Here is a 21,476-nt window from a genome sequence, read left to right on the forward strand (position 1 = left end):
CGGATCAGGCCGTCTCGACCCAGTTGCGCTCGGTGGCGGGCCCATCGATCCGACCGGAACGTAATCGCACCACGCGGTCGCAGCGATGCGCCAGCGTATTGTCGTGGGTCACCAGCACCAGCGTCATGCCGCGCTGCGCGTGCTGCGCGAACAAGAGATCGACGATCTGGCCGCCGGTGGATTCGTCGAGATTGCCAGTCGGCTCGTCGGCGACCAGGATCGCGGGATCTGGCGCCAATGCGCGCGCCAACGCGACGCGCTGCTGTTCGCCACCAGACAGCTGGGTCGGATAGTGATGCAGACGGGCGCCGAGGCCGACCGCTTCCAGCTCGCGCGCCGCACGGCCGGCCGGATCGGGATGACCTGCCAGCTCCAGCGGTACCGCGACATTCTCCAGCGCAGTCATGGTCGGGATCAGGTGAAAGGACTGGAAGACGATGCCTACATGACGGCCGCGAAACCGCGCCAATCCGTCCTCATCGAGATCATTGAAAGAGGTGCCATTGACCACCACCTGACCGGAGTCAGGACGCTCCAGCCCCGCCATCACCATCAGCAGCGTGGACTTGCCGGAGCCCGACGGGCCAATCAGCCCGATCGCTTCACCCGATCCGACGCGCAGGCTGATATCCTTGAGGATATGCACGCGCGCCGCGCCGGTGCCGAGCGAGAGGTTGATGTTCGAGATTGAAATGGTGTCCGGCGAAACGCCGGCCGATGATGAGGCTTCAATGAAAGTATCCATGCGAGCTTCATATGGCACTTCGTTTGCGGCGGTCGAGGGGCTGCTGCGCACGTTTATGTGGCTGGTCGTCGCCGGGCTGACAGTCGTACTTCCGATCCCCACCGCTACGGCGCAGACGGCCGCCACCGGCATGGCCAAGCCCGTCAAACTGGTCGTGCTGGGGGACTCCTGAGCGCAGGTTATGGCCTGCCGGCGGCAGCCGCGTTTCCGGTCCGGCTACAAAAGGCCCTGAAGGACAAGGGGATAGAGGTCGAGATGATCAATGCCGGTGTATCCGGGGATACCACCTCGGGCGGCCTCGGCCGGCTCGACTGGTCGGTGCCCGAGGGGACGCAGGGCGTGATCGTCGAACTCGGCGCCAACGACGCGCTGCGCGGCACCGATCCGAAGGTCCCGCGTGCGGCACTCACCGAGATATTGACGCGGCTGAAGGCCCGCAACGTCGCCGTGCTTCTCTGCGGCATGGTGGCACCGCCGAACTACGGCGCCGACTATGCGGAAAAGTTCAATTCGATCTATCCGGATCTCGCCAAGCAATTTGGCGTGCCGCTCTATTCGTTCTTTCTCGAAGGCGTCGCCGGTGACAGTAAGCTCAACCAGGCCGACGCGATGCATCCGACAGCAGAGGGCGTGGACATCGTCGTGAAAAACATCCTGCCCAGCGTCGAGGCATTTGTCGGCACGATCGCTGGGCAACGCAGTTGAAAAACAGGCAGCCTCAACCTTAACGACGGTTTTTCACGGAACCTTCATGCACCGAGCGCGGCATCTGCTTCGCAGAGTCACAGAAGTCGGGTAAAAAAAGACATCGGTGATTCGTCACCGGCTCGTTTGTTCGGGCATGATTTTCGCCGAGGGGTGCGGGCGTGCGTAAGCACACCGTAGTCAGCACCTTTCGGCGAAAATCGCGCCCCGGCAAAGAGGAGCTGACTATGCCGCGTTTGTTCGCCGGACTGGAGATACCAGCCGAGATCGGCCAGACATTGGCCAATTTGCGTGGCGGCCTGCCAGGCGCACGCTGGATCGATCCCGAAAATTATCATGTCACGCTTCGCTTCATCGGCGATATCGATGGCGTTTCCGCCAACGAAATCGCCGATCTGATGTCGCGCGTGGAACGCCGACCCTTCGAGGTCGCGGTGCGCGGCCTGTCGAGCTTCGGCGGCAAGAAGCCCCGCGCTGTCGTCGCCTCGGTTGATCCGAGCCGTCCGCTGCTTGAACTGCAATCCGAACTGGAACGGCTGGTGCGCCGCTGCGGGCTCGAGCCCGAGGGCCGCAAATTCACGCCGCATGTCACGCTGGCCCGGCTGCGCGATTCCTGCGACCGTGACGTCGCCGACTATCTTTCGGTGCGTGGCTACTTCCCGACGAAGATCTTCACCGCCTCGCGCTTCGTACTGTTCTCCTCGCGGGCATCCACGGGCGGCGGCCCTTATCTGGTCGAGGATTCCTACGCGCTCTGCGCATGAGCGCATATCCGCTTCGACCAATTCGCATCTTGCATTTTCCGGGCGCATGGGGCCGTTAGGGCCCCATGTCGTCCAGCCCTCCGCAATCCTTCCGCGAACAATATCAAGCCCTCGTAGCCTCCGGCGCTATCGAGGCTGACCCGGCGCAGGCCGGCGCCGTCGAGGCCATCGCGGCGCTCGATGTTGCGCTGTCCACCTATAAGCCACCGCGCAAGCAGGGCTTCTTCGGACGCCTGTTCGGCGACAAGGATATGCAACCGCCGCGCGGTCTCTACGTCCATGGCGAGGTCGGCCGCGGCAAGACCATGCTGATGGACCTGTTCTTCGAAGCCAGCGCGGTCACGCACAAGCGTCGCGCTCATTTCCATGAGTTCATGGCCGACACCCATGAGCGCATCTATAATTTTCGCCAGAAAATCGCGAGCGGCGAGCTCCCCGACGGCGATGTCATCGCGCTGACGGCGAATTCGATCTTCGACGAAGCCTGGCTCCTCTGCTTCGACGAATTTCACGTCACCGACATCGCCGATGCGATGATCCTCGGCCGACTGTTCGCACGGCTGTTCGAACTCGGCACCGTCGTCTTCGCGACGTCCAACGTCGAACCCGTCAATCTCTATAAAGGCGGCCTCAACCGCGCGCTGTTTTTGCCATTCATCAAACAGATCGAAGAGCATATGGAAGTGCGCAAACTGGATTCGCGCACCGACTATCGATTGGAAAAACTGGCCGGCGTAAAGAGCTGGCTGGTGCCGGACGACGATGCAGCAAAGGCCGCGCTCGACAAGGCTTGGGCAAAGCTCACGGGCGGCGCACCGGCAAAGTCGCGCAATATCTCGATCAAGGGCCGCACGCTGCGTGTTCCCCTGGAAGCGCAGGGCGTGGCCCGGTTTTCATTTGGGGACCTCTGCGAGAAGCCGCTTGGCGCGTCAGACTATCTGAAACTGGCGCACGACTATCACACGCTCTTCATCGAACATATTCCGATGATGGACTACGGCGACCGCAACGCCGCCAAGCGCTTCATCGCGCTGATCGACACGCTCTATGACAATGCCGTGAAGCTGATGGCCTCAGCCGCCGGCGAACCGCACGCGCTGTATCAGGCCAGCGAAGGTTTCGAGGCAATGGAATTCGCGCGGACCGCGTCGCGGCTGTTCGAGATGGGTTCAGAAACATATCTGGCCCTGCCCCATGGCCGCAGCGATTCCACGGCGTCAGGCGCCACCACGGGCCTGGTCGAAACCTGACGCGCGCGTTTGGATCGATATCAAAGCGGAATCGGTACTTTCGCGAGCGATTCCAATTTCCGGTTTGCTCATAATAATTTGCATTGCAGGCCGGCGCTCGACAATTGGGCAGGCCCCGACTTGAACGGTGTCCGCGAAAGGGATAACCAGCCTGTCAGCATTTCCTGCTCCCTCCCTACCCCTTCGGGCTTAAAGGATAGATTTCCCATGGCGCGTAACAAAATCGCATTGATTGGTTCTGGTCAGATCGGCGGAACACTTGCTCACCTCGTTGGCCTGAAAGAACTCGGCGACGTCGTGATGTTCGACATTGCGGAAGGCGTGCCGCAGGGCAAATCGCTCGATCTCGCGCAATCCTCGCCGGTTGACGGCTTCGACGCCAAGCTGACCGGCGCCAACTCCTATGAGGCGATCGAAGGTTCGGACGTCATCATCGTCACGGCCGGCGTGCCGCGTAAGCCGGGCATGAGCCGCGACGATTTGCTCTCGATCAACCTCAAGGTGATGGAGCAGGTTGGCGCAGGCATCAAGAAGTACGCCCCGAATGCCTTCGTCATCTGCATCACCAACCCGCTCGATGCGATGGTCTGGGCGCTGCAGAAGGCCTGCGGCCTGCCGGCGAACAAGGTCGTCGGCATGGCTGGCGTGCTGGACTCTGCGCGCTTTCGCTACTTCCTGGCCGATGAATTCAACGTGTCGGTCGAAGACGTCACCGCTTTCGTGCTCGGCGGCCACGGCGACACCATGGTTCCGCTGGTCAAGTATTCGACCGTTGCCGGCATCCCGCTGCCCGACCTCGTGAAGATGGGCTGGACCTCGCAGGCCCGCATCGACGAAATCGTCGACCGCACCCGCAATGGCGGCGCCGAGATCGTCAACCTGCTGAAGACCGGTTCGGCCTTCTACGCTCCGGCCGCTTCGGCCATCGCGATGGCCGAGAGCTACCTCAAGGACAAGAAGCGCGTTCTGCCCTGCGCCGTACACCTGAACGGTGAATACGGCGTCAAGGACATGTATGTCGGCGTTCCCGTCGTCATCGGCGCCAAGGGTGTCGAGCGCATCGTCGAGATTGAACTCGCCGGCAAGGACAAGGAAGGCTTCGACAAGTCGGTGGCTTCGGTGGTCGGCCTGATGGACGCCTGCAAGAAGATCGCGCCCGACCTGCTCGGCTAAGATCAAGCTCACTTCACCGGCACCCTCTGGGTGCCGGTTTTGCATTTGACGACGTTGGCAAACACTGCAACGAACCCCTCAGCCAATTCGTCCGTCACGCGGAATTATCGTCGGCTTTGACTTGCAGCATGCTTGGTATACGGTATGCCAGTTCAAAGAAAATGACGTGAATTCCAAGTTCACCATCCGGGGTTCGGGAGCAACTTATGAATATCCATGAATATCAGGCGAAGGCCGTGCTGAAGGAATTCGGCGTGCCCGTTTCCAAGGGCGTGCCCATCCTCAAGGCCGAGGAAGCGGAAGCTGCCGCCAAGCAGCTCGGCGGTCCGTTGTGGGTGGTGAAGAGCCAGATCCACGCCGGCGGCCGCGGCAAGGGCAAGTTCAAGGAAGCATCGGCCGGCGACAAGGGCGGTGTCCGCCTCGCCAAGTCGATCGACGAGACCAAGCAGTTCGTCAAGGAAATGCTCGGCGCGACCCTCGTGACCGAACAGACCGGCCCCGCGGGCAAGCAGGTCAACCGGATCTATCTGGAAGACGGCTCGGACATCGAGAAGGAGTTCTATCTGTCCCTCCTCGTCGACCGTGAGACCTCGCGCGTGGCTTTCGTCGTCTCGACCGAAGGCGGCATGAACATCGAGGAAGTCGCGCACAACACCCCGGACAAGATCGTGACCTTCTCGGTCGATCCGGCCACCGGCGTGATGGGCCACCACGGCCGCACCGTGGCTCAGGCGCTGGGTCTCAAGGGCGATCTCGCCAAGCAGGCTGAGAAGCTGGTGTCCCAGCTCTACACCGCGTTCATCGCCAAGGACATGGACATGCTGGAGATCAATCCGCTGATCATCTCCAAGCAGGGCGAACTCAAGTGCCTCGATGCCAAGATGTCGTTCGACTCGAACGCGCTGTATCGTCACCCGGAAATCGTCGCGCTGCGCGACACGACCGAAGAAGACGCCAAGGAAATCGAGGCATCGAAGTATGACCTCGCTTACATCGCGCTCGACGGCACCATTGGCTGCATGGTCAACGGCGCCGGCCTCGCAATGGCTACGCTCGACATCATCAAGCTCTATGGCGAAAGCCCGGCCAACTTCCTCGACGTCGGTGGCGGCGCTTCCGAGGAGAAGGTGACCGCAGCGTTCAAGATCATCACTGCCGATCCGAACGTGAAGGGCATCCTGGTCAACATCTTCGGCGGCATCATGAAGTGCGACGTCATCGCTGCCGGCGTGGTTGCCGCAGTGAAGGCTGTCGGCCTCCAGGTGCCACTGGTTGTCCGCCTCGAAGGTACCAATGTCGAGGAAGGCAAGAAGATCATCCGTGAATCCGGTCTCAACGTTCTGCCCGCCGACGATCTCGACGACGCCGCTCAGAAGATCGTCAACGCCGTGAAGGGAAAGTAAGCCGATGTCCGTCCTGATCGACAAGAACACCAAGGTCATCTGCCAGGGCTTTACCGGCAAGAACGGCACCTTCCACTCCGAACAGGCGATTGCCTACGGCACCAAGATGGTCGGCGGCACTTCGCCGGGCAAAGGCGGCTCGACACATATCGGCCTGCCGGTGTTCGACACCGTGGCCGAAGCCCGCGACAAGACCGGCGCCGATGCATCCGTGATCTACGTGCCGCCGCCGGGCGCAGCCGATGCGATCTGCGAAGCGATCGATGCGGAAATCCCGCTGATCGTCTGCATCACTGAAGGCATTCCGGTGCTCGACATGGTGCGCGTCAAGCGTTCGCTGTCCGGCTCCAAGTCACGCCTCATCGGGCCGAACTGCCCGGGCGTCGTCACCGCCGGTGAATCGAAGATCGGCATCATGCCGGCCAACATCTTCAAGCCCGGCAGCGTCGGCATCCTGTCGCGCTCCGGCACGCTGACCTATGAAGCTGTGTTCCAGACCACCCAGGCCGGCCTCGGCCAGAGCTCGGCAGTCGGCATCGGCGGCGACCCAGTCAAGGGCACCGAATTCATCGACGTGCTCGAGATGTTCCTGGCCGACCCCAAGACCACCTCGATCATCATGATCGGCGAAATCGGTGGTTCGGCGGAAGAAGACGCGGCGCAGTTCATCAAGGACGAAGCCAAGCGCGGCCGCAAGAAGCCGATGGTCGGCTTCATCGGCGGCGTCACCGCACCTCCCGGTCGTCGCATGGGCCATGCCGGCGCCATCGTCTCGGGCGGCAAGGGCGACGCCCAGTCGAAGATCGCCGCCATGGAAGCCGCCGGCATCCGCGTCTCGCCGTCACCGGCCCGCCTCGGCACCACGCTGGTGGATGTGCTGAAGGGCTAAGCTGAGCTCAAGAGCGCTGAGAATAAGAAAGGCCCGCTCGTGAGAGCGGGCCTTTTGTTTTGACACTCTGACTGGATCGCCCGGTCAAAGCGCGCAAGTGAGCGCCAGGCCGGGCGACGACACTGGAGTTCTACGCCGCCTGCGCCTGCTTCTCGCCAACCAGCGGCAAACCTTCCTCGATCGGATACTTCGTATCGCGGCTCCATTCGTTCCACGACCCGAAGTACATCCTGACATCGGCGACGCCCGCGTTCTTCAGCGCGAGGAACGTGTTCGACGCCCGCGCGCCTTTGAAACAATAGAGATAGACAGTGGTCGACGGCGTGATGCCGACGGTCGCGCATTCGGCGAGGATCTCGTTCTTCGACTTGAAGCGCGGACCTTCCGATGTCGGCTTCATCATGCGGTACCACTCGATCCAGACAGCACCGGGAATGCGGCCCATGCGCGGGCAGAAATCCTTGCCGTAAGGCGACGAGCTTTCGCCGATCCACTCGTCGACATCGCGCACGTCGAGGATGGCGATCGACGGATTGCCGAGCGCGCCCTGCATGGTGCCTGCATCGATCAGGATCGAACCGGCTTCCGGCTTGATGGCGAAGGATGCTGCTGGCGGCGTCGGAACATCCGTGGTGGTCGGCAGGCCCTTCATGGTCCAGGCCTCAAAGCCGCCATGCAGAACCTTGATCCTGGGATAGCCAAGAAACTCCAGCAGAAAGTAGCCGCGGCAGGACTGGCCGAAGCCGGAATTCATCGACTGTTCGTAGATCACGGCCGTCTCACTGCCGGAGAGGCCTGCACCGCCAAACGCTTCGGCGAACTTCTTCTTCAACTCGTCCATGCCTTCCGGCGTCGAGGTGGCGAGGAACGTAAAGATCTCATGGAGATTGACGGCGCCGGGGATATGCCCGGCCGCATAGGCGTCGGGATTGCGCGTGTCGATGATGACACAAGGTTCTGACTTCATGAACGTGACGAGGTCGTCTGCGGAAATGAGAACTTCAGCCATTGAAAGCCTCCACTGTGTTGAACCGTCGTTGTTGAATCGTTTGTGCTGAATCGCCTGTCGTTTCGCCGTGACTTAAGTCAATTCGCTTTCTGTTCGCGTAATCGGGTTCATTTGCATGATCGGGATCACGCCCCGCCCTGGTCTCCCTGATAGTCGCGCGCATTGTCTGCGAGCATTTTTCTGAGCTGCTTGGTGGCGGGAGTGACGATCGCCACGAAATAGGCTTCACGCAGCCGGCGCTGGGCGCGGTGCGATTTCAGATAGCCACGGGCGCCACAATGCAGCATGGCTGCATGTGCTGCGGCGACGGCGGCATCGCCCGCGCGCAGACGCAGTTCGACGACGCTGCGCCAATAGGCATTGCTGGTATCAAAGGGCGTGGCGACGAGCATCATCGTCTCGGCTTCCATCTTCGCCAGCAGACCCGCGAAATCCTCGGGCTGCTGCGGCAGGAAGCAATTGACGTGGGCGAGCGACGGCTTGACGCTCTCCATGATAGCAACGCAATCGCGCACCAGTCCGAGGCCCATGCCCATCTGCATCAGGATGAACCCCGCGCGAATTTTCTTCACGAAAGGCATCGCCGGTGCCGCGAGCACCTGATCGTCGGGAATGAAGACATCGCGGAATTGCACGGCGTAGGTGCCGGTACCGTCCATGGCGAGGAACGGCTTGCATGGCGTCAGCGAGAGATTCTCGTCTGCGCAGTCGGCGAGGAACATCACCTTCTCGCCGGAGCCGTCATCGAGTTCGAAGATGGTGCCGAACATGTGGTCGGGACCAAGATTCGACACCCATGGCAGAGCACCGCGCACGATATAGCCGCCATCAATGCGGCGACCTTTCAGCTTGAGCTTCTCGATGCCAAAGAAGCTCTTCATCGGATTGGAGAGGCCGGTGCCGCCAAGCAGCTTGCCGCTCGTGGCATCGCTCAGATACTTCGCCTTCAGTGCGGCGTTGTCTGAGTTGAGGATGTACCAGACCAGCGTGTTCTGGCACCACGCCATGAAGGCCGTGGAGCCGCAGGTCTCGCCGATAGTGGTGATGCCCGCGATCGTCTCGCCGAGATCCGCGTGTGCCGACCAGGCACCGACATCGCCGAGATGACGTAGCGCCCGATCCGGATAGATCGTGCCTTCATCGATCTCCAAAGCGATCGGCGAAAGATCGGTGCGCGCGACGGCAGCTATTCGTTCAACGAGCGACGGCGTGTCGCCCGTCACCTCAACATCGTCAGATTTCCGCAGCACTGCCGTCGTGGTCATGTCGATCTCCGTCACACGCAAGGAAGAGAGACTGCGGCCGCATCGCTGCGGCCGCGCTAACTCACATTCAGGCAGAGACTTCGAGATTGACTGGGCGCGTAAACGTGTTGGCGACGGGCGACCACTTCTTGACGTGGATGATCAGCGCATCGATCTCGGCCTGCGGAACGCCTTCGCATTCCATGTCGACCTTGATACGCACATCGGTAAAACCGACCGGCTTCTCGCTGATATCGCCGGTGCCCCAGACAGCTGTGATGTTGAGATCGCCTTCGAGCTGCAGCTCGAGTTTGTTGACGGTCCAGCCACGATGCACGGCATTGGCGTGCAGACCGACGGCGATGCACGAGCCAAGCGCCGCCAATGACGCCTCTGACGGATTCGGCGCAGTGTCGTCGCCGAGCAGCGCCGGCGGCTCATCGACGATGTAAGGCGGCAGGTTGCGGATGTAGTTGGCGTGGCGGAACTTGCCCTCGGCCACCGTTTTGCACTTCAGCGTCTTGATGACATTGGGATTAGCTTTGCCGTTGGCGATCAGCTGTTCGAGGCCGCCTTTGTCAATCGGCGCGAGGCAGCCGGTCAGGGCGGTTTTTGCGGCAACAGCAGTCATTGGTTTTCTCCCTTGGGAATTGGAAAGATACAGAACGTTCTGTAGCTTTGCAGAAACCGTGCCAGCGTCGGCCGATGCGAAAATCATCATGGGATCAGCGAGTTGCACAATTGGCGCAAAATGGGGCGCAGGCTGAACTGCCGCTTAGCGCGGCAAAAGCGTATTTACCCGCTCGAATATTGGTCAGGAACCGATGATCGCTTGCGCCCCGCGCGCGCCATGACATATGACAGGGCATGACTGATGCGATGCCGCAGGCTGTCGAAAGCAATGTTCCGCAGGTAACGCCGCGGGAGCGGCTGATGGACGCGGCAACAAGGCTGTTCTGCAAGAATGGCATCAATGCCACCGGCATAGACGCCATCGTCAGTGAGGCCGGCACGGCGAAAACCACGCTCTACAAGAACTTCAAATCGAAGGACGATCTCGTCGACGCCGTGCTCAAGGCGGAAAGTGAGGCTTGGCGCGGCTGGTTCATTGCAGCCGTGGAACGCGCCAAAACCCCGCGTGAAAAGCTGGATTCTATCTTCCCCGCGCTGAAGAGCTGGTTTGCCGAAGAGACCTATTATGGCTGTGTTTTCATCAATGCAGTCGGCGAGCACTCCAAGGACGAGACCCGGCTGCGCGACATCACGATCCGGCACAAATCGTTTATTCTCAAGCACATCTCCGGACTGGCTGAAGCCGCCGGCGCCAAGAAGCCGGACTTTCTCGCGCACCAGATCGGCCTCTTGATGGACGGCGCCATTGTCGCCGCCATGGTGACCCGCGATCCGACTGTCGCGGACGCCGCCGGTATGGCTGCCAATGCCCTGCTCGACGAGGCCTGCGGACCGCCCAAAATCCGCCGCACCCGGCGCGCCGGACTGCAAGGAGGCGCTGCCGCTTTGGCTAAGGAAGACCTCAGTGTCGTCGACTGAAATCAGCGGACATTATCTCGCGCACAAAGAATTGACGAAATATTCAGTTCTTCGTGCTTTTCAGGGCGCACATTCGGATTAAATAGGGTAGAAGCTCGCTCGACTTTAGGATGGTCCGGCAACCGGATCAGCCCTCGTTAAAATTTCCGCGCGATACCAAATCAGGACGCCATCATGTCTCGCCAGGACGCGAACGCCGCCTTTGCACTCTCCTCATTTCTGCAAGGCGCAAACGCCACTTACATCGACGAACTCTATGCCCGTTACGAAAAGGACCCCTCCTCGGTGGACGCCGAGTGGCAGGAGTTCTTCAAGAGCCTGAAGGACTCGCCCGCCGACGTTCAAAAGAACGCCGAAGGCCCGTCCTGGGAGAAGGCCAACTGGCCGCTGACGCCCAAGGACGACCTGACCTCCGCCATGGACGGCAACTGGGCCCAGGTCGAGAAGGTGATGGGCGCCAAGCTCGCCGCCAAGACCGCGCAGCCCGGTGCTGCCGCCCCGACCGGCGACATCAATCAGGCGACCCGCGATTCGGTGCGCGCCTTGATGCTGATCCGCGCCTTCCGCATGCGCGGCCATTTCCACGCCAATCTCGATCCGCTGGGCATCGAAGGCCAGAAGGATCACGAGGAGCTCGATCCGCGCTCCTACGGCTTCACCGATGCCGACTACGACCGCAAGATCTTCCTCGATAACGTCATCGGCCTCGAATACGGCACGCTGCGCGAGATCGTTGCGATCCTGCAGCGCACCTACTGCCAGACCCTCGGCGTCGAGTTCATGCACATTTCCAACCGCGCACAGAAGGCGTGGATCCAGGAACGTATCGAAGGCCCGGACAAGGAAATCAGCTTCACGCCGGAAGGCCGCCGCGCCATCCTCCAGAAGCTGGTCGAAGCCGACGGCTTCGAGAAGTTTTGCGACGTCAAGTTCACCGGTACCAAGCGCTTCGGCCTCGACGGCGGCGAATCACTGATCCCAGCGCTGGAACAGATCATCAAGCGCGGCGGCAGCCTCGGTGTCCGTGACATCGTCGTCGGCATGCCACATCGCGGTCGCCTCAATGTGTTGACCCAGGTGATGGGCAAGCCGCACCGCGCGCTGTTCCATGAATTCAAGGGCGGCTCGGCCAATCCGGACGAGGTCGAAGGCTCGGGTGACGTCAAGTATCACCTCGGCGCCTCGTCGGATCGCGAGTTCGACAACAACAATATCCATCTGTCGCTGACGGCGAACCCGTCGCATCTTGAAATCGTCGATCCCGTGGTGCTCGGAAAGGTCCGCGCCAAGCAGGACCAGAATGGTGATCCGCCGGACCAGCGTATTTCCGTGCTGCCGCTGCTGATGCATGGCGATGCGGCCTTCGCAGGTCAGGGCGTGGTCGCGGAATGCTTCGCGCTGTCGGACCTGAAGGGCTATCGCACCGGCGGTTCGATCCACTTCATCGTCAACAACCAGATCGGCTTCACCACCTATCCGCGTTACTCCCGTTCGTCGCCCTATCCGTCCGACGTCGCGAAAATGATCGATGCTCCGATCTTCCACGTGAACGGCGACGATCCGGAAGCGGTGGTGTTCGCCGCCAAGATCGCGATCGAGTTCCGGCAGAAGTTCCACAAGCCTGTCGTCATCGACATGTTCTGCTATCGCCGCCACGGCCATAACGAAGGCGACGAGCCAGCGTTCACCCAGCCGGTGATGTACAAGAAGATCGGCGCGCATCAGTCGACGCTGGATATCTATGCCAAGCGCATCATCGCCGATGGCGTGATGACCGAAGGCGAAGTCGACAAGGCGAAGGCCGACTGGCGCGCCCGTCTCGATGCCGAGCTCGAAGCCGGCGCCGGCTACAAGCCGAACAAGGCTGACTGGCTCGACGGCAAGTGGGCCGGCTTCAAATATGCCGACCAGGAGGAAGATCCCCGTCGCGGCGTGACCGGCGTCGACGTCAAGACGCTGAAAGAGATCGGCGCCAAGATCACCAAGGTGCCCGATGGTTTCCGCGTTCACCGCACGGTGCAGCGTTTCCTCGACACCCGCGCCAAGGCGATCGACAGTGGCGAAGGCATCGACTGGGCGACCGGCGAGGCACTGGCATTCTGTACCCTGATGGAAGAAGGCCACCATGTCCGGCTGTCCGGCCAGGACTCGGAGCGCGGTACCTTCTCGCAGCGCCATTCGGTGCTGTTCGACCAGGAAGACGAAAGCCGCTACACGCCGTTCAACCACCTCAAGCCCGACCAGGGTCACTACGAGGTCATCAACTCGCTGCTGTCCGAAGAAGCCGTGCTCGGCTTCGAATACGGCTACTCGCTGGCCGAGCCGAAGGCGCTGACCATCTGGGAAGCGCAGTTCGGCGACTTCGCCAACGGCGCACAGGTGCTGTTCGACCAGTTCATCTCCTCGGGTGAACGCAAGTGGCTGCGTATGTCGGGCCTCGTCTGCCTGCTGCCGCATGGCTATGAAGGCCAGGGCCCGGAGCATTCCTCCGCACGCCTTGAGCGTTTCCTGCAGATGTGTGCGGAAGACAACATGCAGGTGGTCTATCCGACCACTCCGGCCAACTACTTCCACATGCTGCGTCGTCAGTTGAAGCGTGAGATCTGCAAGCCGCTGATCGTCATGACGCCGAAGTCGCTGCTGCGCCACAAGCGTGCGGTGTCGAAGCTGAGCGAACTCGGTGCCGACACCTCGTTCCACCGCGTGTTGTTCGACGATGCGGAGAAGCTGCCGGACGAGAAGATCAAGCTCACCGCCGACAACAAGATCCGTCGCGTCGTGCTGTGCTCGGGCAAGGTCTATTACGACCTCTACGAGGAGCGCGAGAAGCGCGGCATCGACGATGTCTACCTGATGCGCATCGAGCAGCTCTATCCGGTGCCGCTGAAGACGCTGGTGCAGGAGCTGACCCGCTTCAAGGGTGCGGAATTCGTCTGGTGTCAGGAAGAGCCGCGCAACATGGGCGGCTGGCACTTCATCGAACCGTATCTTGAATGGGTGCTCAACCAGATCAACGCCACCCACAAGCGTCCGCGTTACGCCGGCCGCGCAGCTTCGGCAGCGACCGCCACCGGCCTGATGTCCAAGCATCTCGCCCAGCTCAAGGCCTTCCTCGACGAAGCGCTCGGCTAAGCCTCCATTCTGTTGGCGAATGCCCCGCACCCGCGGGGCATTCGCATATTCCCATTGATTTCAAGTTCAGGCAGGGATGACCGAGCGGGTCGCCACGCCACAAGAGGAAATAGACAATGACTGAAATTCGCGTTCCCACGCTCGGCGAATCCGTGACGGAAGCCACCATCGGCCGCTGGTTCAAGAAGGCTGGCGATGCCGTCGCCGTTGACGAGCCGTTGGTCGAACTCGAGACCGACAAGGTCACGATCGAGGTGCCCGCGCCGTCCGCTGGCGTACTCGGCGAAATCGTTGCCAAGGATGGCGAGACCGTCGCTGTCGGCGCACTGCTCGGCCAGATCACCGATGGTGCCGGTGGCGCCAAACCGGCTGCTGCTCCCGCGAAGCCCGCTGCCCCGGCTCCGGCCGCTGCACCTGCCGCTGCTGCGCCTGCTCCCGCTCAGAAGTCCGCACCCGTCGATGCGCCGCTGGCGCCGTCGGTCCGCAAGATCTCGGCAGAGAGCGGCATCGATGCCGCCACCGTCCCCGGCTCGGGCAAGGATGGCCGCGTGACCAAGGGCGACATGCTCGCTGCGATCGAAAAGGCTGCGTCAGCACCGACGCCGATCAATCAGTCTGCCGCCGCCGTGCAGGTACGCGCGCCGTCACCCGCTGACGATGCTGCCCGCGAAGAGCGCGTGAAAATGACGCGTCTGCGTCAGACCATCGCGCGCCGTCTCAAGGACGTGCAGAACACCGCCGCGATGCTCACGACCTTCAACGAAGTCGACATGACCAACGTGATGGCGCTGCGCTCGCAGTACAAGGATGTGTTCGAGAAGAAGCACGGCACCAAGCTCGGCTTCATGGGCTTCTTCACCAAGGCCTGCGTGCAGGCGCTGAAGGATATTCCGGCCGTGAACGCCGAGATCGATGGCTCCGACCTGATCTACAAGAACTACTATCACGTCGGCGTTGCCGTCGGCACTGACAAGGGCCTCGTCGTTCCCGTGGTGCGCGACTGCGATACCAAGTCGATCTCCGACATCGAAAAAACCATTGCGGATTTCGGCAAGCGCGCCCGCGACGGCCAGCTCAAGATCGACGAAATGCAGGGTGGCACATTCACCATCACCAATGGCGGCATCTACGGCTCGCTGATGTCGACGCCGATCCTGAACGCACCGCAGTCGGCCATCCTCGGCATGCACAAGATCCAGGAACGCCCGGTCGTGGTCGGCGGCAAGATCGAGATCCGTCCGATGATGTATCTGGCGGTGTCCTACGATCACCGCGTGATCGACGGCAAGGAAGCCGTGACCTTCCTCGTCCGCGTCAAGGAAAGCCTGGAAGATCCGGCCCGTCTCGTTCTGGATCTCTGATCTCTCCTTATTCACTATTATCAGCCGGTAGCGGAGACGCTGCCGGTTGATGACCAAGAAGCCTTGATATCCGAAGCCTCGATACCTGAAGTCTTGGCACCTCAGCGAAGCTGGAGCAGGACATGACCGATAGCGTCATCATCATCACTGGTGGTAGCCGGGGTATCGGCCGCGCAACGGCGCTCAAGGCCGCGGCACGCGGGTTCAAGGTCGTGGTCGGCTTTGCCAGCAACGAAGCCGCCGCCAACGAGGTCGTTTCGAAGATCGAAGCGACCAACGGCAAGGCCATCGCGGTGAAATGCGATGTCGGCTCCGAGGCTGACATTCTTGCGCTGTTCAAGGCAGCGGACGCCTTTGGTCCTCTCGGCGCCCTGATCAACAATGCCGGCATCGTCGGCCCTTCCATCCGCGTCGATCAGATGACTGCCGAACGCATCGCCAACATGATGACGGTGAATGTCACCGGAAGCATTCTCTGCGCCCGCGAAGCCGTGAAGCGGATGTCGACCAAGCATGGCGGCAAGGGTGGCGTCATCGTCAATCTGTCATCGGTAGCCGCCAAACTGGGTGCGCCCAACACCTATGTCGACTATGCCGCGTCGAAGGGCGCGATCGATTCCTTCACCATCGGATTGGGATACGAAGTCGCAGCCGAAGGGATTCGCGTTGCCGGCATTCGGCCCGGTTTGATCGATACTGATATCCACGCATCAGGCGGCGAGCCGGATCGCGCGCATCGTCTTTCCGTCAACGTCCCGATGAAACGCGTCGGTACTGCGGATGAAGTTGCCAATGCCATCGTCTGGTTGCTGTCGGAGGACGCTTCCTACGTCACATCCACCATTCTCGACGTGTCCGGTGGCCGCTGAGGCCCTGACACCCCACATCATCTGAAGACAATACAGGACTGCATCATGGCTTCTTACGACCTCGTTGTTATCGGCACCGGACCCGGTGGTTATGTCTGCGCGATTCGCGCGGCGCAGCTCGGCATGAAGGTCGCCGTCGTCGAGAAGAACAGCACGCTGGGCGGTACGTGCCTGAACATCGGCTGCATGCCTTCGAAGGCTTTGCTCTATTCGTCGGAGCTTTTTGAGGAAGCCGGCCACTCCTTCGGCAAAATGGGCATCAAGGTCTCGGCGCCCACGCTGGATCTGCCGGCGCTGATGAACTTCAAGCAGCAGGGCATCGACGGCAACGTCAAGGGCGTCGAATTCCTGATGAAGAAGAATAAGATCGATGTCGTGATGGGCACCGGCCGTGTGCTCGGCACCGGCAAGGTCGAAGTCACCGGCGCTGACGGCAAGGCCCAGACGCTGGAGACAAAGAACATCGTCATCGCTACCGGCTCTGACGTCGCGAAGTTGAAGGGCATCGAGATCGACGAGAAGCGCATCGTGTCGTCGACCGGCGCGCTATCCCTCGACAAGGTGCCGGAGAAGATGATCGTGGTCGGCGCCGGCGTGATCGGCCTCGAACTTGGCTCGGTGTGGCGCCGCCTCGGCGCCGAAGTCACCGTGGTGGAATTCCTCGACCGTATCCTGCCCGGCATGGATGGCGAAGTCGCCAGGCAGTTCCAGCGCATGCTCGAGAAGCAGGGCATGACCTTCAAGCTCGGTGCCAAGGTCACCGGCGTCGATACGTCGGGTAAGAAACTGAAGGCGCAGATCGAGCCAGCCGCGGGCGGCGCTGCCGAATCCATCGAAGCCGATGTGATTCTCGTGGCGATCGGACGCGTGGCTTACACCGAAGCGCTTGGCCTCAAGGAGGCAGGTGTCGAGCTCGATGAACGCGGTCGCGTCAAGATCGACCATCACTTCTCGAGCAACGTGAAGGGCATCTACGCGATCGGCGACGTCGTCGCCGGCCCGATGCTGGCGCACAAAGCGGAAGACGAAGGCGTTGCCTGCGCCGAGCTTCTCGCCGGCCAGGCCGGTCATGTGAACTATGACGTGATCCCGGGCGTCGTCTACACCACGCCGGAAGTCGCCGCCGTCGGCAAGACCGAGGAAGAGCTCAAGGCTGCCGGTATCGCTTACAATGTCGGCAAGTTCCCGTTCACGGCCAATGGCCGCTCCAAGGTCAACCAGACCACCGATGGTTTTGTGAAGATTCTCGCAGATGCGAAGACCGATCGCGTGCTCGGCGTGCATATGATCGGCCGCGAAGTCGGCGAAATGATCCACGAGGCCTGCGTGCTGATGGAATTCGGCGGTTCCGCCGAAGATTTGGCCCGCACGTGCCATGCCCATCCGACCCGCTCCGAGGCGGTGAAGGAAGCTGCATTTGCAGTAGCCAAGCGCGCTATCCATATGTGAGTCACGGCCGGCGCGACGCCGGCTGGGAGACGAACACCATGATGCGACGCGTGCTGCAGCCGCTCTGGTTCTTCCTCGCTTTGATCTTCCTGATCGAAGCGTGGCTGTGGGATCATCTCGAACCGGTCGTCGCGCGCTTCGTTGCAGCGATACCGCTGCGCGCTTTCAAGGAATGGCTCGCCGCGCGAATCGCCCGGCTGTCGCCAATGTTGACGCTGGTCGTGTTTGTTATTCCGGCGATCCTGCTGTTTCCGTTGAAACTGGCCGGCGCCTGGCTACTTATGCATCAGTATTGGATCAGCGCTTTCGCGCTCATCGTGTTCAGCAAGTTTCTTGGCGTCGGCGTCGCCGCGTTCATCTTCGACGTGACACGGCCGAAGCTGTTGCAGATGAACTGGTTTCGGAAGCTCTACGAATTCGTTCTCGACATCCGCCGCCGGGCCGGCGAATTGGTCGCGCCTGTGACTGCAAGAATCAAGGCAGCGATGGCGATGTTCCGCTCCAATTCATCATCGCGCTGGATGCGGCTGGTACAACGGCTGCGTCATCGGGCGCATTCGGCGCGGTAGGCTTAAACGGAGAGCGACTTGGCTGAACTGGCACGCATCCAAACTCCCCTTCTCGACATCGCCTATGAATACAGCGGCCCGGACGGCGCCCTTCCGGTCCTGCTGATGCACGGCTTCCCATACGACATCAGAGGCTATGACGACGCGGTCGCCGTCATCAACGCCGCCGGCTTCCGCACCATCGTGCCCTATCTGCGTGGCTATGGGCCAACGCGGTTTCTTTCCAGCGCGACCATCCGCTCGGGGCAACAGGCTGCGCTCGGACAGGATCTACTGGAGCTGATGGACGCGCTGCGGATCGGCAAGGCTGTCGTCGCCGGTTATGACTGGGGCGGACGCGCAGCCTGCGTCGTCTCTGCGCTATGGCCCGAACGCGTACACGGCCTCGTCAGCTGCACCGGCTACAATATACAGGACCTGACGAATGCGACGCGGCCATTCGCTCCCGAGCAGGAAGCGCGACAGTGGTATCAGTATTATTTCCATACCGAACGCGGCCGCAACGGCCTGATCCAGAACCGCGACGCACTAGCCAAACTGCTCTGGAAGATGTGGTCGCCCAGCTGGGCATTCGACGACGAAACCTTCGAACGGTCAGCGCCGGCTTTCGACAATGACGATTTCGTTGAAGTCGTCGTACATTCCTACATGCACCGTACCGGCAGCGTCGCCGGCGATCCGAATTATGCTTTCCTGGAAACGCAACTCACAACGCAGCCGAAGATCGATGTTCCGACCATTGTGTTGCACGGCGCTGATGACGGCGTGGGGCCGGTGAAAGGTTCGGAGAATCACGGCCAGTATTTTACGGCGCACTATGAGCGCCGTGTGATCTCCGGCGTCGGCCACAATGTACCACAGGAAGCGCCCAACGCGTTTGCCGAAGCGGTCCTGCAGCTATGCCGGACCGCTTCGACTTAAGTCGTTACATGAGATGAACCGCATGCGGCGCGAACAGGCCGATCGCGGTGAAGGCGACGCCGGCAATCGCCAGTGCACCTGATACCCAGGCCAGCGCGATCATGCCGGTGATGATCGTGGCCGATGCCAGCACGATGCCGATCTGGAATGCGGCGGAGGCCACTTCATAGTGATGATAACGCGCCATTGCGAGGTCGCGCGCATGCTCGGCTTCCTTGGCACGGGCGGCGAGTTGTTCGGAGCCTTCGCCAGTCTCCGGCTCGGAGCGGTAACGATCCGCTGTCTTCTTCCAGTCGTCGATCTGCTTGGACAATGCGGCCTTGGCGGCATCGTCACCCATCAGGCCAAGGCTGAGTCTAGCCTGATCCGACGTCGCCTGAACGACGGTGCGGCGGATGCTTTTGGCCTGGAAGAACGCCCAGAGGTTGGATGCCTCGACGTTCTTGCTGATGGATTCGGTTTGCGCGCCCTTGCCGAGGGTTTCCGAGAACGCCAGAAACAGCGCGATCACGGCAATCAGCAGTGCAATATTCTTGTTCGAGCCGGACGCATGCTCGGCATGCTCCGCGTGCTCCATACTTTCGTGCGCGCCCATCGTAATCCCCTCCGGTTGGTCGATGTGTCGATTTGACCGAACCGCGGCGACTTCGCAAGGGGCAGCTCATGACACTTCTACTACAGCTGGGGTTTGCCTGACCCTACGCTCGCGGGTGTGCGGTTTTGTAGACCTCGAACAGCCGCTCGGTGTCGATGCCGGTATAGATCTGCGTGGTCGACAGCGAGGCGTGGCCGAGCAATTCCTGGATCGCGCGGAGGTCACCACCGCGAGTCAGCAGATGGGTGGCAAAGGAGTGGCGCAGCGCGTGCGGCGTGGCGCTGTCGGGCAGACCAAGCGCGCCGCGCATCCGCTCCATGGTCAACTGGATGATCCGAGGACTGAGCGGGCCGCCCCGCGCACCGACAAACATCGGCCCTTCGGCGGGCAGCGGGTGCGGACACTGCGCCGCATAGTCGGCGATAAGCTCGAGCACATTATGCAACACGGGTACCATACGGGTCTTGTTACCCTTGCCGTTGACGATCAGCACGTCACCGGCACCAGGTGCCGGCACGTCGCGCCGCTTGAGGCCAAGCGCCTCGGAGATGCGCAGGCCCGAGCCATAGAGCAGCGCCATCACCGCGGCATCCCGCGCCCAGATCCATGGATCGCGGTTTTCGCCGGCGCGCTCGTCGGCGTCGGCGAGGCGCTTGGCCGAGACCATCTGCAACGGTTTCGGCAGGCTCTTGCCGATTTTGGGCGCGCGTATCGCTGACAGCGCACCGACGTTGCCTTTGCCTTCACGCTCCAGAAATCGCCCGAATGAACGCAGACCAGCCAGCGCCCGCATCAGCGAGCGGCCGCCGATGTCATCGCTGCGCCGTGCCGCCATGAAGGCTCTGATATCGCTGGCCTCGAGCTTGGCGAAACGTGGCAGCGAGAGGAGCGCGCCCCAGTGTTCGGCGAGAAATGTCAGAAACTGCCGGACGTCGCGCGCATAAGCCTCCAGCGTCTTCGGCGACAGCCGTCGCTCGGCACGCAAATGCGACAGCCAGCGCGTCATTTGCAGCGAGACGTCGGCATCCGCACAGATGAGGTCGATCGGCGCTGGCCCACCTGATTTGGCTTCGGCTGGTTTCTTGTCGGAAAGCTTGGCCATCGGGATGCCTTGCAGTTCGCGGCACGCGAACGGGCGGAGATTATCACACCCCGCTCGTTTCACTTTGGTGAACCGCCGGCATCGTCAGTCCGGGAACCGCTTCAGGGGCTCCGCGACGCCGGCCGGGAGGCCTGTTCGCGCTGCATTCATGGCCATGGCCAGGAAGGTGTAATAGCCGTTGATCCCGAGCAGATCGATGACGCCCTGCTCGCCGAATTTGGCAACGGCCTTGTTCCAGGTCGGATCACTCACGCGTTTGGTGCGCTGGATCTCGATCGACATGTCGTAGGCGGCCTCTTCGTCCTCGGCCATGCCCGCCGGCCGCCGACCATCTGCAATCGCATCGGCGATGTCGTTGCGCAGGCCGGCCTTGATCGCGATGTCATGATGCGCAACCCACTCATATTGCTGGGTCCATTCGCGCGCGGTGATCAGGATGATCATTTCGCTGAGCCGCGGCGCCAGTACGCTCTTGAACCTGAGATGATCGCCCATCGCCTTGGCGCGGAGCATCACTTCCGGGCTGCGAATCAGCGGCACGAAGGGGCCTCGGACTTCATAGCCCCGGCCGCCGGAGAACTCCTCGGCAGCCTTCTTCTGCGCTTCGGTGTATTTGTCGGCCGGGATCGGCGGCATCCGGTCCTGCGCCAGCGCAGGTATCACGACCGCAGAAAACATGACGAATGAGGCGATTGCCCCGGCGAGCCTGTGGCCCATGAAGGGTCTCCCTTTGGCTTATTGTTTT

The 21,476-nt window shown here is 61.6% G+C and carries 19 protein-coding genes and 1 pseudogene; 13 read left to right on the forward strand and 7 right to left on the reverse strand.

All coding sequences use genetic code 11. The annotated features are described in order from the left end of the window. Positions 1–4: 4 nt before the first annotated feature. A complete protein-coding gene (locus RSO67_RS17195) occupies positions 5–745 on the reverse strand; it encodes an ABC transporter ATP-binding protein (protein ID WP_089263284.1) in 741 nt (246 codons plus the stop codon). Between the two features lie 130 nt (positions 746–875). Here RSO67_RS17195 and RSO67_RS17200 point away from each other — a divergent pair. The 6 genes and pseudogenes from RSO67_RS17200 to sucD all read left to right on the forward strand — a co-directional run bounded on the left by RSO67_RS17200 (position 876) and on the right by sucD (position 6,929). Further along, a pseudogene (locus tag RSO67_RS17200) lies at positions 876–1,450 on the forward strand (arylesterase). A 227-nt stretch (positions 1,451–1,677) separates the two neighbouring features. After that, on the forward strand, positions 1,678–2,214 hold the full coding sequence (gene thpR / locus RSO67_RS17205; protein WP_231078692.1) for an RNA 2',3'-cyclic phosphodiesterase: 537 nt from the start codon (positions 1,678–1,680) through the stop codon (positions 2,212–2,214). A gap of 65 nt (positions 2,215–2,279) precedes the next feature. Beyond that, entirely contained in the window at positions 2,280–3,464 is a 1,185-nt protein-coding gene (zapE, locus tag RSO67_RS17210) for a cell division protein ZapE (protein WP_315839849.1), read from the forward strand. A gap of 207 nt (positions 3,465–3,671) precedes the next feature. Continuing rightward, positions 3,672–4,637: a malate dehydrogenase gene (gene mdh / locus RSO67_RS17215; RefSeq protein ID WP_089263276.1), complete on the forward strand. Its 966-nt coding sequence runs from the start codon at positions 3,672–3,674 to the stop codon at positions 4,635–4,637. Between the two features lie 206 nt (positions 4,638–4,843). After that, positions 4,844–6,040, forward strand: a complete 1,197-nt coding sequence (gene sucC / locus RSO67_RS17220) for an ADP-forming succinate--CoA ligase subunit beta (protein WP_089263274.1) — start codon at positions 4,844–4,846, stop codon at positions 6,038–6,040. 4 nt (positions 6,041–6,044) lie between these two features. Next, positions 6,045–6,929: a succinate--CoA ligase subunit alpha gene (gene sucD / locus RSO67_RS17225; protein ID WP_093757749.1), complete on the forward strand. Its 885-nt coding sequence runs from the start codon at positions 6,045–6,047 to the stop codon at positions 6,927–6,929. 130 nt (positions 6,930–7,059) lie between these two features. Here the strand turns inward: sucD and RSO67_RS17230 are convergent, their stop codons facing one another. The 3 genes from RSO67_RS17230 to RSO67_RS17240 form a co-directional block, all read right to left on the reverse strand. Beyond that, positions 7,060–7,938 (reverse strand): sulfurtransferase, encoded by an 879-nt coding sequence (locus RSO67_RS17230; protein ID WP_315839850.1) that lies wholly within the window; start codon positions 7,936–7,938, stop codon positions 7,060–7,062. Positions 7,939–8,063: 125 nt separating this feature from the next. After that, the gene (locus RSO67_RS17235; protein WP_315839851.1) at positions 8,064–9,203 is read right to left on the reverse strand and encodes an acyl-CoA dehydrogenase family protein; all 1,140 of its coding nucleotides are present in this window, start codon (positions 9,201–9,203) and stop codon (positions 8,064–8,066) included. Between the two features lie 67 nt (positions 9,204–9,270). Beyond that, complete coding sequence (locus RSO67_RS17240) at positions 9,271–9,813, reverse strand: OsmC family protein (protein WP_315839852.1); 543 nt, start codon at positions 9,811–9,813, stop codon at positions 9,271–9,273. 236 nt (positions 9,814–10,049) lie between these two features. Between RSO67_RS17240 and RSO67_RS17245 the strand changes: the two genes are divergently transcribed. The 7 genes from RSO67_RS17245 to RSO67_RS17275 all read left to right on the forward strand — a co-directional run bounded on the left by RSO67_RS17245 (position 10,050) and on the right by RSO67_RS17275 (position 19,034). Further along, a complete protein-coding gene (locus tag RSO67_RS17245) occupies positions 10,050–10,733 on the forward strand; it encodes a TetR/AcrR family transcriptional regulator (protein WP_315839853.1) in 684 nt (227 codons plus the stop codon). A gap of 174 nt (positions 10,734–10,907) precedes the next feature. Continuing rightward, on the forward strand, positions 10,908–13,865 hold the full coding sequence (locus RSO67_RS17250) for a 2-oxoglutarate dehydrogenase E1 component (RefSeq protein ID WP_315839854.1): 2,958 nt from the start codon (positions 10,908–10,910) through the stop codon (positions 13,863–13,865). A gap of 116 nt (positions 13,866–13,981) precedes the next feature. Continuing rightward, positions 13,982–15,226 carry a 2-oxoglutarate dehydrogenase complex dihydrolipoyllysine-residue succinyltransferase gene (gene odhB, locus RSO67_RS17255; RefSeq protein ID WP_315839855.1) on the forward strand — a complete coding sequence of 415 codons (1,245 nt, stop codon included), beginning with the start codon at positions 13,982–13,984 and terminating at the stop codon, positions 15,224–15,226. Between the two features lie 122 nt (positions 15,227–15,348). Further along, positions 15,349–16,095 carry an SDR family oxidoreductase gene (locus tag RSO67_RS17260; protein WP_315839856.1) on the forward strand — a complete coding sequence of 249 codons (747 nt, stop codon included), beginning with the start codon at positions 15,349–15,351 and terminating at the stop codon, positions 16,093–16,095. 45 nt (positions 16,096–16,140) lie between these two features. Continuing rightward, positions 16,141–17,544, forward strand: coding sequence for a dihydrolipoyl dehydrogenase (gene lpdA / locus RSO67_RS17265; RefSeq protein WP_315839857.1), 1,404 nt, complete (start codon positions 16,141–16,143; stop codon positions 17,542–17,544). A gap of 38 nt (positions 17,545–17,582) precedes the next feature. Further along, positions 17,583–18,113 carry a hypothetical protein gene (locus RSO67_RS17270; RefSeq protein ID WP_315839858.1) on the forward strand — a complete coding sequence of 177 codons (531 nt, stop codon included), beginning with the start codon at positions 17,583–17,585 and terminating at the stop codon, positions 18,111–18,113. Positions 18,114–18,140: 27 nt separating this feature from the next. After that, positions 18,141–19,034, forward strand: coding sequence for an alpha/beta hydrolase (locus RSO67_RS17275; protein WP_315844285.1), 894 nt, complete (start codon positions 18,141–18,143; stop codon positions 19,032–19,034). Between the two features lie 4 nt (positions 19,035–19,038). On the opposite strand, the gene RSO67_RS17280 is transcribed toward RSO67_RS17275, so the two are convergent. The 3 genes from RSO67_RS17280 to RSO67_RS17290 form a co-directional block, all read right to left on the reverse strand. Then, entirely contained in the window at positions 19,039–19,629 is a 591-nt protein-coding gene (locus tag RSO67_RS17280; protein WP_068730131.1) for a DUF4337 domain-containing protein, read from the reverse strand. A gap of 103 nt (positions 19,630–19,732) precedes the next feature. Beyond that, complete coding sequence (locus tag RSO67_RS17285; RefSeq protein ID WP_315839859.1) at positions 19,733–20,731, reverse strand: tyrosine recombinase XerC; 999 nt, start codon at positions 20,729–20,731, stop codon at positions 19,733–19,735. Positions 20,732–20,815: 84 nt separating this feature from the next. Next, positions 20,816–21,448, reverse strand: coding sequence for a carboxymuconolactone decarboxylase family protein (locus tag RSO67_RS17290; RefSeq protein WP_315839860.1), 633 nt, complete (start codon positions 21,446–21,448; stop codon positions 20,816–20,818). Positions 21,449–21,476: the final 28 nt, after the last annotated feature.

This window comes from Tardiphaga sp. 709, assembly GCF_032401055.1.
Lineage (GTDB): Bacteria > Pseudomonadota > Alphaproteobacteria > Rhizobiales > Xanthobacteraceae > Tardiphaga.

Coding starts and splice junctions, on each gene's coding strand:
- RSO67_RS17195 (WP_089263284.1), bottom strand. CDS start 745: ATGGATACTTTCATTGAAGCCTCATCATCGGCCGGCGTTTCGCCGGAC.
- thpR (WP_231078692.1), top strand. CDS start 1,678: ATGCCGCGTTTGTTCGCCGGACTGGAGATACCAGCCGAGATCGGCCAG.
- zapE (WP_315839849.1), top strand. CDS start 2,280: ATGTCGTCCAGCCCTCCGCAATCCTTCCGCGAACAATATCAAGCCCTC.
- mdh (WP_089263276.1), top strand. CDS start 3,672: ATGGCGCGTAACAAAATCGCATTGATTGGTTCTGGTCAGATCGGCGGA.
- sucC (WP_089263274.1), top strand. CDS start 4,844: ATGAATATCCATGAATATCAGGCGAAGGCCGTGCTGAAGGAATTCGGC.
- sucD (WP_093757749.1), top strand. CDS start 6,045: ATGTCCGTCCTGATCGACAAGAACACCAAGGTCATCTGCCAGGGCTTT.
- RSO67_RS17230 (WP_315839850.1), bottom strand. CDS start 7,938: ATGGCTGAAGTTCTCATTTCCGCAGACGACCTCGTCACGTTCATGAAG.
- RSO67_RS17235 (WP_315839851.1), bottom strand. CDS start 9,203: ATGACCACGACGGCAGTGCTGCGGAAATCTGACGATGTTGAGGTGACG.
- RSO67_RS17240 (WP_315839852.1), bottom strand. CDS start 9,813: ATGACTGCTGTTGCCGCAAAAACCGCCCTGACCGGCTGCCTCGCGCCG.
- RSO67_RS17245 (WP_315839853.1), top strand. CDS start 10,050: ATGACTGATGCGATGCCGCAGGCTGTCGAAAGCAATGTTCCGCAGGTA.
- RSO67_RS17250 (WP_315839854.1), top strand. CDS start 10,908: ATGTCTCGCCAGGACGCGAACGCCGCCTTTGCACTCTCCTCATTTCTG.
- odhB (WP_315839855.1), top strand. CDS start 13,982: ATGACTGAAATTCGCGTTCCCACGCTCGGCGAATCCGTGACGGAAGCC.
- RSO67_RS17260 (WP_315839856.1), top strand. CDS start 15,349: ATGACCGATAGCGTCATCATCATCACTGGTGGTAGCCGGGGTATCGGC.
- lpdA (WP_315839857.1), top strand. CDS start 16,141: ATGGCTTCTTACGACCTCGTTGTTATCGGCACCGGACCCGGTGGTTAT.
- RSO67_RS17270 (WP_315839858.1), top strand. CDS start 17,583: ATGATGCGACGCGTGCTGCAGCCGCTCTGGTTCTTCCTCGCTTTGATC.
- RSO67_RS17280 (WP_068730131.1), bottom strand. CDS start 19,629: ATGGGCGCGCACGAAAGTATGGAGCACGCGGAGCATGCCGAGCATGCG.
- RSO67_RS17285 (WP_315839859.1), bottom strand. CDS start 20,731: ATGGCCAAGCTTTCCGACAAGAAACCAGCCGAAGCCAAATCAGGTGGG.
- RSO67_RS17290 (WP_315839860.1), bottom strand. CDS start 21,448: ATGGGCCACAGGCTCGCCGGGGCAATCGCCTCATTCGTCATGTTTTCT.